This window comes from Thalassotalea sp. HSM 43, from assembly GCF_004752005.1.
Lineage (GTDB): Bacteria > Pseudomonadota > Gammaproteobacteria > Enterobacterales > Alteromonadaceae > Thalassotalea_A.
On the sequence record NZ_CP038493.1, the window covers coordinates 2,537,679 to 2,554,649 of the forward strand.

15 protein-coding genes and 1 pseudogene are annotated in these 16,971 nt (G+C 44.0%); 6 read left to right on the plus strand and 10 right to left on the minus strand.

Annotation, left to right across the window (positions count from 1 at the left end; genetic code table 11):
- The first annotated feature begins 53 nt into the window (after positions 1–53).
- Both E2K93_RS10925 and E2K93_RS10930 read left to right on the plus strand, forming a co-directional pair.
- On the plus strand, positions 54–383 hold the full coding sequence (locus E2K93_RS10925) for a hypothetical protein (RefSeq protein ID WP_135439123.1): 330 nt from the start codon (positions 54–56) through the stop codon (positions 381–383).
- Positions 383–856, plus strand: coding sequence for a TlpA disulfide reductase family protein (locus E2K93_RS10930; protein ID WP_135439124.1), 474 nt, complete (start codon positions 383–385; stop codon positions 854–856). Before E2K93_RS10925 ends, E2K93_RS10930 begins: the two co-directional genes overlap by 1 nt.
- A gap of 127 nt (positions 857–983) precedes the next feature.
- On the opposite strand, the gene mdh is transcribed toward E2K93_RS10930, so the two are convergent.
- Positions 984–1,922, minus strand: coding sequence for a malate dehydrogenase (mdh, locus tag E2K93_RS10935; protein WP_135439125.1), 939 nt, complete (start codon positions 1,920–1,922; stop codon positions 984–986).
- A gap of 352 nt (positions 1,923–2,274) precedes the next feature.
- Between mdh and argR the strand changes: the two genes are divergently transcribed.
- Positions 2,275–2,745 (plus strand): transcriptional regulator ArgR, encoded by a 471-nt coding sequence (gene argR, locus E2K93_RS10940; RefSeq protein ID WP_135439126.1) that lies wholly within the window; start codon positions 2,275–2,277, stop codon positions 2,743–2,745.
- A gap of 58 nt (positions 2,746–2,803) precedes the next feature.
- On the opposite strand, the gene E2K93_RS10945 is transcribed toward argR, so the two are convergent.
- The 7 genes and pseudogenes from E2K93_RS10945 to lptD all read right to left on the minus strand — a co-directional run bounded on the left by E2K93_RS10945 (position 2,804) and on the right by lptD (position 10,429).
- Positions 2,804–3,727 carry a Dyp-type peroxidase gene (locus tag E2K93_RS10945; RefSeq protein ID WP_135439127.1) on the minus strand — a complete coding sequence of 308 codons (924 nt, stop codon included), beginning with the start codon at positions 3,725–3,727 and terminating at the stop codon, positions 2,804–2,806.
- 70 nt (positions 3,728–3,797) lie between these two features.
- Positions 3,798–4,610, minus strand: coding sequence for a symmetrical bis(5'-nucleosyl)-tetraphosphatase (locus E2K93_RS10950; RefSeq protein ID WP_135439128.1), 813 nt, complete (start codon positions 4,608–4,610; stop codon positions 3,798–3,800).
- A gap of 2 nt (positions 4,611–4,612) precedes the next feature.
- Positions 4,613–4,999, minus strand: coding sequence for a Co2+/Mg2+ efflux protein ApaG (apaG, locus tag E2K93_RS10955; protein WP_135439129.1), 387 nt, complete (start codon positions 4,997–4,999; stop codon positions 4,613–4,615).
- Positions 5,000–5,012: 13 nt separating this feature from the next.
- Positions 5,013–5,819, minus strand: a complete 807-nt coding sequence (gene rsmA, locus E2K93_RS10960) for a 16S rRNA (adenine(1518)-N(6)/adenine(1519)-N(6))-dimethyltransferase RsmA (RefSeq protein WP_135439130.1) — start codon at positions 5,817–5,819, stop codon at positions 5,013–5,015.
- Positions 5,816–6,799, minus strand: a complete 984-nt coding sequence (gene pdxA / locus E2K93_RS10965; protein ID WP_135439131.1) for a 4-hydroxythreonine-4-phosphate dehydrogenase PdxA — start codon at positions 6,797–6,799, stop codon at positions 5,816–5,818. Before pdxA ends, rsmA begins: the two co-directional genes overlap by 4 nt.
- A pseudogene (gene surA / locus E2K93_RS10970) lies at positions 6,799–8,106 on the minus strand (peptidylprolyl isomerase SurA); the annotation flags it as partial. The pseudogene surA and the gene pdxA, both read right to left, overlap by 1 nt.
- 40 nt (positions 8,107–8,146) lie before the next feature.
- A complete protein-coding gene (lptD, locus tag E2K93_RS10975; protein WP_135439133.1) occupies positions 8,147–10,429 on the minus strand; it encodes an LPS assembly protein LptD in 2,283 nt (760 codons plus the stop codon).
- 178 nt (positions 10,430–10,607) lie between these two features.
- On the opposite strand from lptD, the gene E2K93_RS10980 reads away from it, so the two are divergent.
- Genes E2K93_RS10980 through djlA form a run of 3 tightly spaced genes read left to right on the plus strand, consistent with a single transcriptional unit; the run spans position 10,608 to position 13,101 of the window.
- Positions 10,608–11,621, plus strand: coding sequence for an aminoglycoside phosphotransferase family protein (locus E2K93_RS10980; protein WP_189637753.1), 1,014 nt, complete (start codon positions 10,608–10,610; stop codon positions 11,619–11,621).
- On the plus strand, positions 11,618–12,283 hold the full coding sequence (gene murU, locus E2K93_RS10985; protein ID WP_135439135.1) for an N-acetylmuramate alpha-1-phosphate uridylyltransferase MurU: 666 nt from the start codon (positions 11,618–11,620) through the stop codon (positions 12,281–12,283). The genes E2K93_RS10980 and murU overlap by 4 nt, the downstream gene beginning before the upstream one ends.
- Positions 12,284–12,306: 23 nt before the next feature.
- Positions 12,307–13,101 carry a co-chaperone DjlA gene (djlA, locus tag E2K93_RS10990; RefSeq protein WP_135439136.1) on the plus strand — a complete coding sequence of 265 codons (795 nt, stop codon included), beginning with the start codon at positions 12,307–12,309 and terminating at the stop codon, positions 13,099–13,101.
- A gap of 49 nt (positions 13,102–13,150) precedes the next feature.
- Here djlA and rluA read toward each other — a convergent pair whose 3' ends face one another.
- The gene (gene rluA / locus E2K93_RS10995; protein ID WP_135439137.1) at positions 13,151–13,819 is read right to left on the minus strand and encodes a bifunctional tRNA pseudouridine(32) synthase/23S rRNA pseudouridine(746) synthase RluA; all 669 of its coding nucleotides are present in this window, start codon (positions 13,817–13,819) and stop codon (positions 13,151–13,153) included.
- Between the two features lie 32 nt (positions 13,820–13,851).
- Positions 13,852–16,755 (minus strand): RNA polymerase-associated protein RapA, encoded by a 2,904-nt coding sequence (gene rapA, locus E2K93_RS11000; protein ID WP_135439138.1) that lies wholly within the window; start codon positions 16,753–16,755, stop codon positions 13,852–13,854.
- Positions 16,756–16,971 lie beyond the last annotated feature (216 nt).

The following is a 16,971-nucleotide window of genomic DNA, read 5'->3' on the forward strand; positions in this document are numbered from 1 at the left end:
CAAATCAGGTGCTATGTTACAAATAACTAATACAGCATTATCAGGTAGTACTTATGAAAACAATAACTATATCGCTTCTTTCCACCCTAATGCTTAGCCAAGCCGGATGTGCTTTTATCACTGAAGATCCCTGTGAAGATATCGTCTTTACCTCGGAGCAACGCGAACAATGTGCACAACTGCAAAGGCAAATCGTAAACGCAAAAAATAATCCCATTAAACGCACTGAACTCGAGCGTCGCTATGAGCAAGATTGCGTTAATATCCGTTACTATCGTGATGATAAAACCGATGAGCGCTGTAATAACCAAACCTCGGTTGATAGTATCCTACGCGAAGGTCGCCCAGAAGACGTAGAAACCGCAACTGGAGCCAATGATTAATGCGTAACATGCTTGCGGTGTTAGTCATGATTTCGCCTTTGCTATTCGCGAGCAAGTCATTACAGGCCGAAACGGTTGTCGATAGTATCAGTGAACTGAAAACCATGGTCGCGGAAAATAAAGGTAAGGTTATTTACCTCGATTTTTGGGCCTCTTGGTGTATTCCTTGTAAAAAGTCCTTTCCTTGGATGAATGAAATGCAGAACAAGTATCAGCAGCAAGGACTAACGGTAATTTCGGTTAACGTTGATGTGAAACAGGCCATGGCCGAAGCCTTTATTGCCGAACACCCGGCAAACTTTTCGGTGATCTACGATCCCGATGGCCGATTGGCGAAAAAGTTTGAATTAAAAGGCATGCCAAGCAGTTTCATTTATGATCGCAGTGGCAAAATAGTCAAAGCACACACCGGCTTTTTTGTTAACAAGCAGGCGCAATATGAAGCTGAATTGGTCGAGCTACTAAAACAGTAAATGACCAGCAGTTAAACTCACATTTTTCAAGGGGTCAGATGACTTGAATTGAATCAAGTCATCTGACCCCTTGAAAATAAAAACGGTCGCTATTGCGACCGTTTTTTATTGCGTAGCAATCAAGTGATTAGGCGTTGATGAAATCAACACCTTCTTGAATATCTTTGTTTAGAGTCGCTAGCATGTCGTCTTTTGCTTTTTGCTCATAAGCGCTAAGCTCACCGTATGGTAAGTACTCTTCTACACCGTTCTTACCAAGTACAACTGGTTGTGCGAAGTATTCAGCATCACCGGTGTTACCTTGAACGTATGCGTAGTCAACAACGCCTTCTTCGCCTTGTAGACCACGTACCAGTGATAAACAAAAACGAGCTGCTGCAGCACCCATAGAAAGCGTCGCAGAACCGCCACCAGCTTTTGCGTTAACAACTTCGGTACCAGCGTTTTGGATGCGTGGTGTTAGTGCGTCAATTTCTTCTTGAGTAAACTCAACACCTTCAACTTGTGAAAGTAGAGGAAGAATAGTTGTACCTGAGTGACCACCGATTACTGGTACTTTAATGTCTGAAGTCGACTTGCCTTTTAGCTCAGCAATGAAGGTTTCGCTACGGATAACATCAAGAGTTGTTACACCAAATACGCGGTTCGCTTCGTAAGTACCTGCTTTTTTGAAAACTTCAGCAACAATTGGCACAGTGCCGTTTACTGGGTTGGTAATAACACCAACAAGCGCTTTTGGACTGTTAGCAACGATGCTTTCAGCAAGCGTCTTAATGATGCCAGCATTGACAGCAAATAGGTCAGCACGGTCCATACCAGGCTTACGTGGCATACCTGCTGGAATAATTACAATGTCACAACCTGTTAGGGCAGTCGCTAAATCATCAGCGCCGTAACCTTTAACTGTTACATCAGTAGGGATGTGAGATAAGTCAACGGCAACACCTGGAACAACTGGGGCTACGTCATACAAAGATAACTCTGAACCTGCTGGTAGTTGAGTTTTAAGTAATAGTGATAAGGCTTGACCGATACCACCGGCTGCACCAAGAACGGCAACTTTCATTGAATTTCTCCAAAATGATGTGAGTGTTAGTAATCACTTAACAGCCAATCTAGAGGATAATTCCAGATTGAGTAATTACTTTAATTTTTTAGTGCACAAAAGATACAAAATTGAGACTAAAAATACAAACACTTTTGTCAACAATAGGGCTATGGTGATATGATACTTTAGTTCAGAATCTCGATATTTGTAATATAAACTGAACATTACAATAAGAAACGACAAGAATTGGGACACCTTTGGTCAAATAGGCTCAGCCGAAATGAGCGTTAACCAATAGGTATTGGGGAATTGTTTTAACAGTGATTACTGTCACCGGTAAACACCGAAAATACGGTCAAAAGAATAATTTATGAGCACACAGCAAAAACAGGAAGCTTTAATCAATGCGTTTAAAGAACTGCTAAAACAAGAGCAGTTTGGTTCACAGGGCGATATCGTTGAAGCCCTTAAAGCGCAAGGTTTTGATAACGTCAGTCAGTCAAAAGTTTCACGTATGTTAAGCAAGTTTGGCGCGGTCAGAACCCGCAATGCCCGTCAGGAAATGGTCTATTGTTTACCTGCAGAACTTGGTGTGCCGACGGCAAAAAGTCCACTCAAACAATTAGTGCTAGATATCGAGTCGAATGAAGTGATGTTAATCGTTCGTACCAGCCCGGGCGCGGCACAATTAATTGCTCGTTTACTGGACTCACTAGGCAAAGCCGACGGCGTTTTAGGTACCATTGCTGGCGATGATACCATCTTTATCTCACCAACCTCGGTTAATGATATACAGTCAATTAAAGAAAAATTGTTTATGCTGTTTCAGAAAATGAATTAGGCAATTCAAGAATTGATGACAAAGGGCGCTTTAAGCGCCCTTTGTTTTTTCTAATAAGTTAAAGTTCGGCGGCTTGTTCTAATAAATCCATCGACGGTACAAAGAAAGATGCACCTGTTTCGGCTTGAGTATATTTTAAGATGTGATCGTAGTTGCCGTGCTCATCACCGGCATACATGCTCTTTAACTGCTCTTCAAAGTTAACTGGGGTGTAACAAAAGGACACGAAGAACAGGCCTTGATTCTTCATATGGCCGTACGGCATGCTTTGTCTGAGTATTTCCATACTATTGCCATCAGCATCTTTTAGATTGGTGCGTTTAACGTGTGCTGTTGGCGCTTTATCTTCTGACGCGTATTCAATATCATCAACCTTGGTACGGCCAATAATATCTTCTTGCTGTTTTGTTTCTAAGCCTTCCCACGCGTTAAAGTTGTGGCGAAAACGTTGGATATGCAGATAACTGCCTTTGCTAAAGTCGCCACAGCTGTCGTCCAAAAGAGCGACCTCGCGCTTGTGTAATCCTTTGGGGTTTTCGGTACCGTCAACAAAGCCGGTTAAGTCGCGACCGTCGAGATATCGAAAGCCTTTTACTTGTTCAACCAACTCGACGGCATCGCCTAACATTTCACATACTTTGGTCGATACAACATGGTTAACATCGGCGCGATCGCTGCGAATTTGCAGGTACAGGTCATAGTTTGTCGCCGGTGCAACGCGATTATCAACTTGAATATGCTCAAAGGCTTTAAGTTGGCTAGGGCGAGCAGTAGGGTAATAACGATCCCAATAATTAGCACCAATGGCGATAACAGTATTTAAGTTAGCTTCGGAGAAATTGTGGGCATATTCGTCGAACATGGCGGGAAGCTTTGCCAAAATCTTGCGAATAAACGCATCATTATTATCTGTTACGTTAAACATCAGGTAGTAACTGTGCAGATTCGGTTCCGCACAAACGCCAAATTGCTCAATAGCCATAATTATTAACTCGCTAATATTTTTAATTAAGTATATGAATTAATGAACAATTAAGAAAGCGAGGCGGGCATTATTTGACGGCATTTACCTGAAAAAGTTTCTTATCTGGCCAGCGTAGGGCGGTGAGTGTTCCTCCCCATACGCAACCGGTGTCGATGGCATGGATATTTTTCGCGATGGTATTGCCTTCAAGAGCGGCCCAATGACCAAATATCCAATCAACGTTGGCTAAATTCTGTTGCACTTCATACCAAGGCTGTAAGTGCTTGTTTTGATTGGTTTGCGGTGAACCTTTACAGTTTAGTTCTAGGCCACCATCTTGATAACAAAAGCGCATACGAGTCATGGCATTGACTGTGAAGCGAAACTTTTCGATATCGGAATGGGCGTGCTGCCATTTATTCGGGAAATCGCCATACATATCCCGTAGCCACTTTTTACGCTTCTTACTTTGCAGTTTTTTTTGTACAAAGGCCGACATTTTTAAGGCTTTTTTCGGTGTCCATTCCGGTGGTAAACCGGCGTGACTTAAGTAGGCATCGGCATCGGGAAGTTGCAATACGAGAGGTTGTTGCAGCAGCCAATCCATCAGCTCTGCACAGTCTTTGGCGTTTAGTAGCTCTTCAAGCTTGTCTTTTTTATTGACGCGGCCAATACCATGGTAGGTGGCAATTAAATGCAAATCATGATTGCCTAATACCGTTTTCGCCGCTTTTCCTAAGCCTTTTATATAACGTAATGTCGCTAACGAGTCTGGTCCTCGGGCAACAAGATCGCCGCAAAACCAAAGCTGGTCTTTTTTGGCATTAAAATTAATCTTGTCTACGAGTTGCAGAAGTTCTGTATGGCAACCCTGAATATCTCCTATCAGGTATATCGCCATAACTAGTTCAACATATTAGGAACGGCGAGACCGAAGACTGGAATGTCGACGCGATATTGGTTCTTGTCGAGGTCACGCATGGTGTAAAACCCCTCCATAGCACCAATAGGGGTCTTAATAATTGAACCACTTGAATAACGGTAACGCTGACCGCTGTTTAAGATAGGTTGTTGGCCGACGACGCCATCGCCTTCAACTGTGACTTTGTGACCATTGGCGTCGGTTATTAACCAGCTGCGGGAAATAAGCTGTAAAGTCTTGTCGCTATTATTCTCTATCGTAATTGTATAGCTGAATACAAAGCGATTCTGGTAACTGTCCGATTGTTCCTCGATAAAATCTACTGAGGTTGTGACTTTGACAAGTTGTCCTGGATCATTACTGCTCATCTTTGCCCTACTATTATTTTTTTGGCGGGTTCTCTGCTAAATAATTAGCAACTTTTACGTATTCCTGCAAGCTGATATTTTCAGGACGTAGTGACGGCGAGATACCTAATTGCTCTAATTGTTCAGCGCTGAGTAGCTTTTTCAGGCTGTTACGAATGGTTTTACGACGCTGATTAAAAGCCTCGGTACATACCCTATTTAACCACTTAATATCGTGGGCAGGGTGCTCGATTTGTTCACGCGGAACCAGACGCACAATGGCACTATCGACCTTCGGAGGCGGCTGAAACGCTTCAGGACCAATTTCCATGACAGGCATTACTTTACAGTAATACTGACACATAATAGACAAACGTCCATAGGCTTTGCTGTCAGGACTTGCAGCCATACGATTTACCACTTCTTTTTGCAGCATAAAGTGCATATCTTTGATTTTGTCACCAAAACTTAGCAAGTGAAAAATCAATGGCGTGGAAATATTGTAAGGTAAGTTACCAAACACACGCAGTGGTTTGTCATTAGCAAGGGTCGAAAAATCAAATTTTAACGCATCGGTTTCATAGATGGTCAAATGCTTGGCGATAAATGGATGATGACGTAATCGATGCGCTAAGTCGCGGTCAAGTTCAACCACGCTGATATCACCGGCACGTTCTATAACCGGCTCGGTTAATGCGCCTAAGCCTGGACCAATTTCAATTAGGTTTTCATCTTCACCGGGATCAATGGCATCAACAATGCGACTGATTACGGCGTCATCGTGGAGAAAGTTTTGACCGAAACGTTTTTTGGCCTGATGGCCTAAGTGTGACTTACTCATTGCTGATTATCTACCAGTTCAATCGCATGGGATAATGCGGCTTTAAAGCTGCCGACATCGGCTTTTGTGGTTCCTGCAAGTTCAATCGCTGTGCCGTGATCTACCGAAGTACGGATAAATGGTAAACCAAGGGTAATGTTTACTGAATCGCCAAACCCTTTATATTTTAGCACTGGTAAGCCTTGATCGTGATACATAGCCAAAACAGCATCGGCATCACGTAGATATTTATCTTGAAATATGGTGTCTGCAGGTAATGGACCAAATAGCTTCATACCTTCATTGCGCAAGGCATTAAGGGCAGGGGTTATCGTGGTGATCTCTTCTTTACCTAAATGACCATCTTCACCGGCATGTGGGTTTAATCCACAGACGTAAATTTTCGGCTCTTTGATGCCAAACTTTTCTTTCAAGTCTTGATTGAGAATACGAGTAATCTTTAAAACTCTGTCGTAGGTAATGGCTTTTGATACGTAAGCTAAAGGAATATGGGTCGTCATCAACGAGACACGCAAACCTTCTGTTGCGAGCATCATAACCACGTCATTACAATTTGCTTGCTGGGCAAAAAACTCGGTGTGTCCAGAAAAAGGAATACCAGCTTTATTGATTAAGCCTTTGTGCACCGGACCGGTACACACCGCTTTAAACTCCCCTGACATATTGCGTTCACTGGCGATACGTAAAGTTTCGACCACGTAAGCACCATTGTTCGGGTTCAACTCACCCGCCACACAGGTATCATTGAGTGGTACCGTGATAACATCGATATGACCAGGTAGGTGTTCTTTCGGCGCCGCTGTTGAATCGTATTCACTTATCGTTAGCGGTAGGCCAAGCTGTTCGGCGCGCTGCGCTAATAATTGTGGATCCGCTACAGCAACCAATTGCGCTGGCCATTGTTGTTGCACCAGTGCAATAAGAATATCCGGGCCAACACCAGCGGGTTCGCCCGGAGTAATCGCGATTTTGTTAATCATTACTCGTCATCATCCATGACTTCAATGTAAGCGCCGTCACGGGTTTCTTTCATCCAGCGCAGTGCTTCTGCACCAAATTTACGATTGAATATCAACTGATAAGCACGGTTTTCAGTATTTTGTTCCGTTGCATCAAGGGTACGACGGTCGGTTAATTGCACGATGTGCCAACCGAACGAAGAGCGAAACGGTTTAGAATACTCTTCAACGTCCAATGCTTTGATGACTTGCGCGAAGGCAGGATCGTAAGAGTCAGGATCTGCCCAACCTAAGTCACCACCGCGCGAAGAGGTAGGGCCTTCTGAATGCTCTCTGGCTAGGGTATCAAAATCGGCTTCGCCTTTTTCAATTTGATCTAGCATATCTTGCAGCATGTTTTCCGCTTTTTGTTCAGACAAGATGATAGATGGCTTGATTAAGATATGACGAGAACGTGACTCGGTTACTTCAACTTTTTCTTTACCACGGATTTCCATGACTTTGATGATGTTAAAACCAAGACCGGTACGAATCGGACCATAAACTTCACCTTCTGGCTTACCGTCAACTAAGTCGGCAAATAAGGTTGGTAGTTCATTAATACCGCGCCAGCCTAAATCACCACCTTCAAGAGCGGTAGGCGCACTTGATGAAGCAATCGCAATCTTTTTGAAGTCAGCGCCAGTATTTAACAGATCAATAACCTTGTCGGCACGTTGTTTAGCATCTTCAAGGTCGGCTTGAGTCGGCTCATCTGGGAACGCAATCAAGATGTGACCAAGGCGGTATTCAACGTTGGCGTTGGTTTGCTCTTTCATCAACTCAACTAAGTTATCAACTTCCTGTGGCGTTATGTTAACGCGACGACGCACACTACCTCGACGAACTTCATTAACGATCATTTCGGTTCGAATACCTTCACGATAACGTTCGAAGTTAGCACCGGCATCGACCAGCTTTTGACGAAACTGTTCTACCGTCATGTTGCGTTCTTGGGCAAGGCTGGCCAACGTTTGATCCAGTTGCGCATCGCTGATTTGTACACCCATGCGCTCACCCATTTGCAACAATAAGCTGTCATTAATTAGCTTTTCCATTGCTTGAGTGCGCAGTGCTTTGTCTGAGGGTAGGCTTTGATTTTCAGCCTTTGCTTGTTGCTTTACGCTGTTAACCAAGTCATCGATGTCAGACTCAAGTACCACACCCGAGTTGACAATAGCAACTACGCGGTCTAGTTCTTGAGGCTTGGCAAAAGTATTGAAACTGGTAACAAGGGACAGGATGAGGCCTGATAATGCTATAGCCGTCTTAGTAATCGTTTTCATTTTACATCTTAGTTTATTTTATTGGGCGAGATCACTCGCCAAATCAATTATTTAAAAAATAGGGGCGCTTGTAGCCGAAGATACCTGTTTCAAGCATATCGTCGATCGGCAACGGTTGTTGTTTGCCGCCAAGACCTTTGAGTACGAACTGTATCATAAAACCACTATCGAATTCATCGCGATTTTGATCATTAAAGTCTTCATCGTCAAGGTTTGTATTAATATCACGATGATAAGCAAATCGTACAGCCCAACAACAGCTCTCATATTGGAAGCCAGCGTAACTCTCTAAAGAGCGTCTGCCAACCAAATCTTGAGTCACATGACCGACAAATGTCCAGTCTTGATTTAAAGGAAAACTGGTTAATGCCCGCACTTGCTCAATCGTTTCACCAGAGAAATTACGAATATACCGGTGACTGATTTGAAACAGGTTACGTTCGTTATGACGATAATCCAAGCTCACCTGACTTTTGTCTGTGGTCGAATTGTCGGTGTTGTATTGAATTTCCGTTTGTAACTGCCAGCGTCGAGCTAACTGAATAAACAAGTCACCGGCAAGCGACGACTCATCAACACGTTCACCGTCTTCATCAAACGTGATGTTACTATCATTGAGATAAAAAATACGACCTAAGCTTAGGTGGAAAAGTTCCGTATTATCGGCATTTAAAATACGCGTTGTGGCACCGATTGATACTTGATTCGCTTCAGCGATGCGATCTAAGCCACTAAAACGGCGGTCGCGGAACAGGCCATCAAAGTCATCTTGCAATGGCGAGGTATCATAAATAAAGATATTGCTTTGGTCATCTTGTGGAATATACAGGTATTGAATTTGCGGCTCGAATGTTTGCATCTTGTCAGCAAACAGAAACGAGGTATCGCGATCAAAGTTTAATCCACCATGCAAGCGCACTTTTGGTAAGGTTCGATTAACTTCATCATCCAGTTCAATGCCACTGGTTTGAGAAATAAAATCGATATTGTCCTGTTGATAATAGGTATGCATTACCCGCATGTCAGTGTCAAAGAACCAGCCCGGCGTTGAAATTGGCAAGGTAAAGCCAGCTTCTAAGTGAAAACGATCCGCGGTAGGTAAATTCGGTTCTGAGATATCAAATCGAGAATATTCGCCGTACATGTTAAATGTGGCGTGGGACAACCCGACAGGTAGGTATAACTCACCTTCCAATTGCGGCAAGGTTTGATAGCTTTCGTTGTTGTCACCGAGTACTTCAAAATCTTGTAGCTTGACCGTGGTATGCCAAAAATCGCTGAAATACGACAGCTCACCTATACGCCATAGATAGGCGTCAGACTTACTAAAGTGTGAACTGCCAATATCTACTAGGTAGTTATCATCGCTGATATCGCTGTAATCAATATGCACACGATAATTTTCAGCGAAGGTGCCAAAGTGTTGATAGCGATGCAAGTAACGCGCGTCGTCGTTATTGATTAACTCATCATCTTCATCAAGGTATTCGAGGTTTAACTGACCAAATTGACCGGAAAATAAATAACGGAACTCACTATTTAGCTGCGTACCGCGCTTTGACATGTAATAAGGGGTGATAGTCGCGTCCATGTTTGGCGCGATATTCCAATAAAATGGCTGGCCATATTCAAAACCACTGCTGCCTGACGAACCTATTTGTGGATACAGCAAACCGGTCTTGCGATCGTCGGTTAGCGGAAAGTTGAAATACGGTAAGTAAAATACCGGTACGTCTTTGATACGAAATACCGAATTCCAAGCCTCACCTTCGTTATCATCGTTTGATAGTCGAATTTCACTGGCACTTAATTGCCAATCAGGTACTTCTTCAGTACAGGTGGTAAAGGTCGAGTCTTCTAGCACCACGCCATCTTCATTTAAGCCCAAGGTTTTCGCACTGCCGCGACCAGGGCTGTTATTTAGGCGGTAACTGGTATTGGTAAGCTCGGCGGTGTTGTCGGTACTGCTGGCAGATAAACTATCGGCATCAACGGTGACGCTGTCATTTTGGAATTTTGTCTGACCCTTGGTGGTGATTTGGCCACCTTCTTTGTCGATAGTGACTTCATCAGCAGCAATTTTATTGCCACCATTAGACAACACGACACCACCACTTAACGTGGTCTTTTTATTTTTCTCAACGACGGATTTCTTCGACTCAATAATGATTAACTCATTAGTGCGGTCGATGTCGTTAACAAGGGCAATCGGCTCTGGCGGGATAATCTGGCATCGAGTAGAACTTTTTGGCTCTTGCTCTTGTGCGTCAACTATAGCCGGGCCAGCGGCACACGCTATTAATATTAGTTTCGTGTAGTGTTGCATTCACTGTCCGTTCAAAATGCTAATAAAGGCTTGTCTGATTTTTATTGAAAAGCCTACTACCAATACTTGTTACCGCAAATAAGTATCTGGTATCTTTAATCTTATTCTTGCTTTATAGTTTAACATAGCTTGGCAATTTTTTGTCCATGATTAAACAAATAATTCCCGGGATCTTATATTGTCTGCACAAAGTCGTATCGAAGCGCTAACACGCTGGTTAACTGAACAATTTTCATCTTCATCAATTCAACTACAAGCACTGACTGGCGATGCTGGTTTTCGCCGTTATTTTCGCTTTGAAAACCAAGGTAAACGCTATATTGCCGTCGACTCACCACCGGATAAATGCAATAACCAAGCGTTCTTTGCGATTGCAACGGCGATGAAGGCTAAGCACATACACGTACCTGCTATTTTTCATTATCATCAGTCGTTGGGTTTTTTCTGCCTTGAAGATCTTGGTGAAACCTTGTTGTCTGACAAACTAACGCCACATACCATGCCAGATTATTATCGCCTGGCGCTTACTGAACTTGCCAAGATCCAATCGTTACAAGATATAAAAGACTGGCAGTTACCGGTCTATGACGGTCCTTTTTTGCAAATGGAAATGGATATCTTTAGTGAATGGTTAGTGGCGCATTATTTAGATATACGTTTAACTGAGCAGCAACAGCAGCAATTACAGCAGTGCTTTCAAGTGCTAATTGATAGCGCCTTAGAACAACCACAAACCGTTGTGCACCGCGATTTTCATAGCCGAAATTTGATGTTAACCGGCACGGATGAGCCGTTAGCTGTGATAGATTTTCAAGATGCTGTGATAGGGCCTGTTACCTATGACCTTGTATCGTTATTACGCGATTGTTATGTACGCTGGCCGCAGCAGCAAATCGAACCTTTGGTTTATGAATATTATCAACAATGGGCACAATCTGTAACGGATACGGTCAGCTATCAACATTTTCAGCGCTGGTTTGATTTAATGGGCCTGCAACGTCATGTAAAAGCCAGCGGCATATTTGCGCGTCTATATTTGCGAGACAATAAGCCTGGTTATTTGAACGATATCCCTTTGACGCTGTCCTATGTGGTCGATATCGCGGCAAAATACCCAGAGTTACAGTTTTTAAGTGAACTGGTGGCGCAACAGGTGTTGCCATTAGTTGCAGATAAGCAGGAACAACTATGAAGGTTATGATCTTGGCAGCCGGTCGCGGTGAGCGTATGCGGCCTTTAACCGACAATACCCCGAAGCCGTTATTAAGAGTCGCCGGTATTCCGTTGATTGAACATCATATTTTGGCACTGAAAAAAGCCGGTTATGTTGAATTTGTTATTAACTTGGCCTGGCTTGGTGAGCAAATAGAGCAATATTTTGCGGATGGCAGCCAATGGGGTATCGATATTCAATATTCTTGGGAGCGCGACGGCGCCTTAGAAACCGCCGGCGGAATCGTCAAAGCCTTACCGTTACTCGGTGATGAGCCCTTCTTACTGGTCAATGGTGATGTCTATTGTGACGTTAACTATGCTGACTTAAAGTACCAAGATGGTGATTTGGCGCAGTTGTTAATGGTTGAAAACCCAGAGCATAACCCACAGGGTGATTTTTGCTTACAACAACAACGCTTATCGGTTGACGGTGAGCAAGCAAAACTAACCTATGCCGGCATTGGTATTTATCAGCCGCAGCTATTTGCAGGGCTAGCCATTGAAAAACAGCCATTGGCACCCATTTTAAGGAAAGCTATGGCAGAAAACCGTATTGGTGGTCAATGCCATCACGGGCTGTGGAGTGATGTTGGCACCATCGAACGACTACAACATATTGATAGCCTTTTAAGGCAATAAAGAGTTATTACAGGCACAAAATTATGCGTATTTGGGGCAAAGTCATTGGTTTTCTACTCGGTTTTATGGCTGGGCGGCTTATTGGTGCTTTATTGGGGCTGTGGCTAGGTCATAAAGTCGATAAAGGGCTAAATTTCGACTTTAGTACCTTAGGAAAACAAAGCGAGACCGATCGCCAGCGCATCTTCTTTGATGCCACGTATTCGATCATGGGTCATATCGCGAAAGCCAGTGGTCGAGTCAGTGAAGAAGAAATCGCCTTTGCCAGTGCGTCAATGAAACGTTGGGGACTGGATGCTGAGACCACCAAACTTGCGCAACAAGCGTTTGGTGATGGCAAGCAGGCTGATTTTCAGTTGCAAAAGAAAATCAGACAACTGCGCGTTGCCTGCTTTGGCCGCCACGACTTGCTGCAAATGTTCATTGAAATCCAAATTCAAGCAGCGTTCGCTGATGGTGACTTGCACCCAGAAGAACGCCGTATATTACATAAATTAGCGAAAGGCTTAGGTATCTCTAGCCGTGAGTTAGATGCCTTGTTAGATCGAATTGTTGCCGGTGAGCAGTTTCATCAGCAAGGTGGCCATGTATCACCAGCTCAAGCAAAGCAGCAACTCGCAAACGCTTATCGCGTGCTTGGCGTCGATGCCAATACCGATTTTAAAGACGTGAAAAAAGCATACCGAAAATTGATGGCACAACATCACCCTGACAAGTTAGTCGCGAAAGGCTTACCACCGGAATTAATGGACGATGCCAAACAAAAGGCACAAGATATTCAGGCCGCGTATGAGTTAGTCAGCGAGCAAAATAAATAGCCATTGCTGCCTGCTAACCAGCACGCTATTAATAGCGCTTGCTAACAGGCTAGGTAAATGGGCACGGCGCGAGAAATTCTAACTGCTCGCCGGTTTTTGGGTGATAAATAGCATAATATCGGGAATGCAACTGCAAGCGCTCAGCTAAGGCGAGCGCCGAAGCATGGGCATATAAACGGTCACCGAGAATCGGATGACCTAATGACAACATATGTACCCTAAGTTGATGCGAGCGACCGGTAATCGGTTTCAGTTCCAGCAAACTATATTCGCGCTGTTCATCTAAGACTTTATAGTGGGTAAGGGCTTGCTTGCCGCGCTCATGACATACCATTTGCTTTGGCCTATTCGGCCAGTCACATATCAAGGGTAAATCAACACTGCCTTGTTTTTGTTGTAATTGTCCGTACACGCGGGCGAGGTAGTATTTTTCGGTCTGGCGTTTTTCAAACTGGCGGGATATGGCTACATGACTTTGTTTGTTCAGCGCCATGATGATGATACCGGAAGTCGCCATATCAAGACGATGCACTATGGTGGCGGTTGGCAGCACTCGCTGTACTCGAGTTTGCAAGCAATCCTGATGTTCCGCTAAGCGACCAGGCACGGTTAACAGGCCACTTGGTTTGTTTAAGACCAATAAGTCCTGATCCAGATAAATAATATCCAGATAAGGGCTCATAGGTGGTTGATATACAAAATCAGGATTAGCGCTCATGGCAACCTTACTGCGTGCAATGAATGGCCAACTTAGCTGCTGACCACAATTAAGCGGATGGCTTCAAACTTTAATTGCGCATGATCAATAACGTGTTCAAGCTCTTGTTGTTGATGAACAATAAAATCAATCTCAGATTGTCGCACGTTAGGATTAATGCTCGCAAGGGCGGTTAAACGCTGATGTTCTTGTGTCAGTGACTGTTGCATTTGCTGTTTCGCCTTGGCAATGAGGCTGGCGATCTTGCTGTTACTGTGCTGTTCCGCTTTATCGACAATAGCTGGGATCTGACTCTTAAGCGCCTTAACTAGTTGCAAACCGACCTGCTTTTTCACCGGAGATAACTGATTATCAAATACCGACTCGGCGACCTTGTCAGATAAATCATTGCCGTTTTTATCAAGCAATATACGGATTGGTGTGGTTGGCAGATAACGCCCCACTTGCAACTGGCTTGGTGCCATAGCCGCTAAAGTATAAATACACTCAACAAAGAAGGTACCGACAGGAATCGCTGGGTTGGTTAAAATACCTATACTGGCATTACCAATATCATCACTGAGCACCATGTCCATCGCGCCAGTTACCATCGGATGATCCCAGGTCAGTAATTGATAATCTTCATTACTTAATGCCGTATCACGATCAAAGGTGACCGTAGTGCCGTCTTCCGGTAAATGTGGGAAATTAGAACTGAGCATATGCTCGCTAGGTGTCAGAGCAATGCCGTTGTCACTGCGGTCGTCTTGATTGAGACCAAACACGTCAAACACGCCAAACATATACGTTGGTAAGTCAAAACTGGCGTCTTGTTTGCCAATACGACTTACCAATGCTTGCGCGTGTCCTTGGCCTGATGAATTGATCTCCAACAGTTTATCGCGGCCTTGTTCAAGGTCTTTTTTGAGTTGCAAATGCAGCTCTTTGCTAGCCTCAATCAGGTTGGTCATCGCTTCGTCTTGCCATATGCCTTGCAAGGCTAACGTATTTACGTCATGAGAAAATCGCTCATAAACCGCACGCGCAGTGACGCAGGTATGCTCAAACGCATCGAGTGCATTATGGTACCAATTGAGCAACATGCCTTGTGGCGAGTTGGCAAAATAAGGCACATGCAAAGCGATATCCTCGGTTTGTCCTATTCGGTCGAGGCGACCAATACGCTGCTCTAATAAATCTGGGTTGGTTGGTAAATCGAATAACACCAAATGATGGGCAAATTGGAAGTTGCGTCCCTCGGAACCGATTTCCGAACACAATAAGACTTGCGCTGCATCTTCTTGCTGAGCAAAATAGGCGGCCGCTTTATCGCGTTCGAAGATACTCATACCTTCATGAAAAACTGCGGCACGAATGCCTTCTTTTATTCTTAACGCCTGTTCAAGGTCTTTTGCCGTTTGTGCATGCGCACAAATAACCAGAACTTTTTGCTGACGATTTTGCAATAACAAGTCGATTAAAAAGTCGACCCTAGGATCAAACTCAGTCCAGTTATCTTCTCGGGCATCTAAATGGTAAAGAGTCTCGGGGGTAAATAGGTACTTACTTACGTCGCGGGTTCTTAACTCTTCTATATCCGAGCTTTCAATTAGCTGATTCATGACTGCGTCATACTGCACAGGTAACGCCAATTCTTGGCTAAATAGCTGACGTTTTGGAAAGCCTTTTATGGTATTTCGCGAGTTTCTAAATAGAATACGACCGGTACCATGTCTATCTAACAACATGGATAGTAACGACTGTTTGGCGTTATCTCGGCGCTCATCATCCTGTTGCAAGTCAAGCAGCAGTGGTTCGATATCAGACTCGGCAATCAGCTCTTTTAGCGTGGTTTGCTGTGCACTCGTTAAGCCTTGCTCTGCTAATACACTATTGGCTGCGTCGGCAACTTGTTGATAGCCGCCTTCTTCTTTGAGAAACGCTTGGTAGTCATAAAAACGATTGCTATCGAGCAAGCGCAATCGTGCGAAATGGCTTTCATGACCAAGTTGGTCTGGTGTTGCGGTTAGCAACAACACACCGGGAATGCTGTGGGCAAGAATTTCGATACATTGATATTCAATCGAAGGTTCGCTTGCTGACCACTGCAGATGATGTGCCTCGTCGACCACCAACAGGTCCCAATCTTCGTTTGCAATATTTTCAAATTGCTCAGCATTGTGAGATAGGAAATCGAGATTGACGAGTACCAGTTGTTCGCTACTGAATGGGTTTTCTTCACCATCATATTGTTGGCATCGCTCTTCATCAAAAATGCTGAACCTGAGATTAAAGCGACGCAGCATTTCCACTAGCCATTGGTGCATCAATGATTCAGGCACGGCAATAAGAACCCGTTGTGCTCGGCCTGATACCAGTTGCTGATGGATGATCAAACCTGCTTCTATGGTTTTACCTAAGCCCACTTCATCGGCAAGCAATACTCTTGGAGCAAATCGTTTACCAACTTCTTCAGCAATATGTAGCTGGTGTGGAATCAATGAAACACGACCACCGAGTAAGCCGGTGAGATCGGATTGCTGCTGTTGATATTGATATTGCAAAGATGATTTGCGCAGTTGATACCAGTCTAAACGATCAAATTGACCATTCATTAAGCGATCGTGTGGTTTATTAAATTTGATGAAATGATCTAACATCATTTCTTTTAACGCGATGGTCTCACCGTTATCCAATCGTTCACCAATATAGGTATACAGTTCGTCGGTAGATTGAACTTCGCTAACGGTAATACTGAAATTTTCGTGTGAAGGAATGACATCTCCGACGGAGAAGATAACCCGAGTCAGAGGCGCATCTTTAATCGCGTATTGGCGAGATTCGCCGGTTGCTGTGTATAACACAGTGACAAAACGACCAGAAATATCGACAATCGTACCCAGACCTTGATCTGATTCACTGTCGCTGATCCAGCGCTGACCCAAAGAAAACGTCATATTGATAAACTCCACACCGAGGGCAATGCAAAAAAGGGCGCTATGGTAACGATTTAGACTGGAGTTTTCACCCCTTATTTATGTAAATCTAAATGTTTGTGTAGTTCCTGAACAACGAACTGTTGCAGCCTATGATTAGCGCACTAATGCAAGGCGTGCGATAACCTGTTCGCCAGATAATACATGGCCTTGGTTGAATGAGAACACGGCACCCCG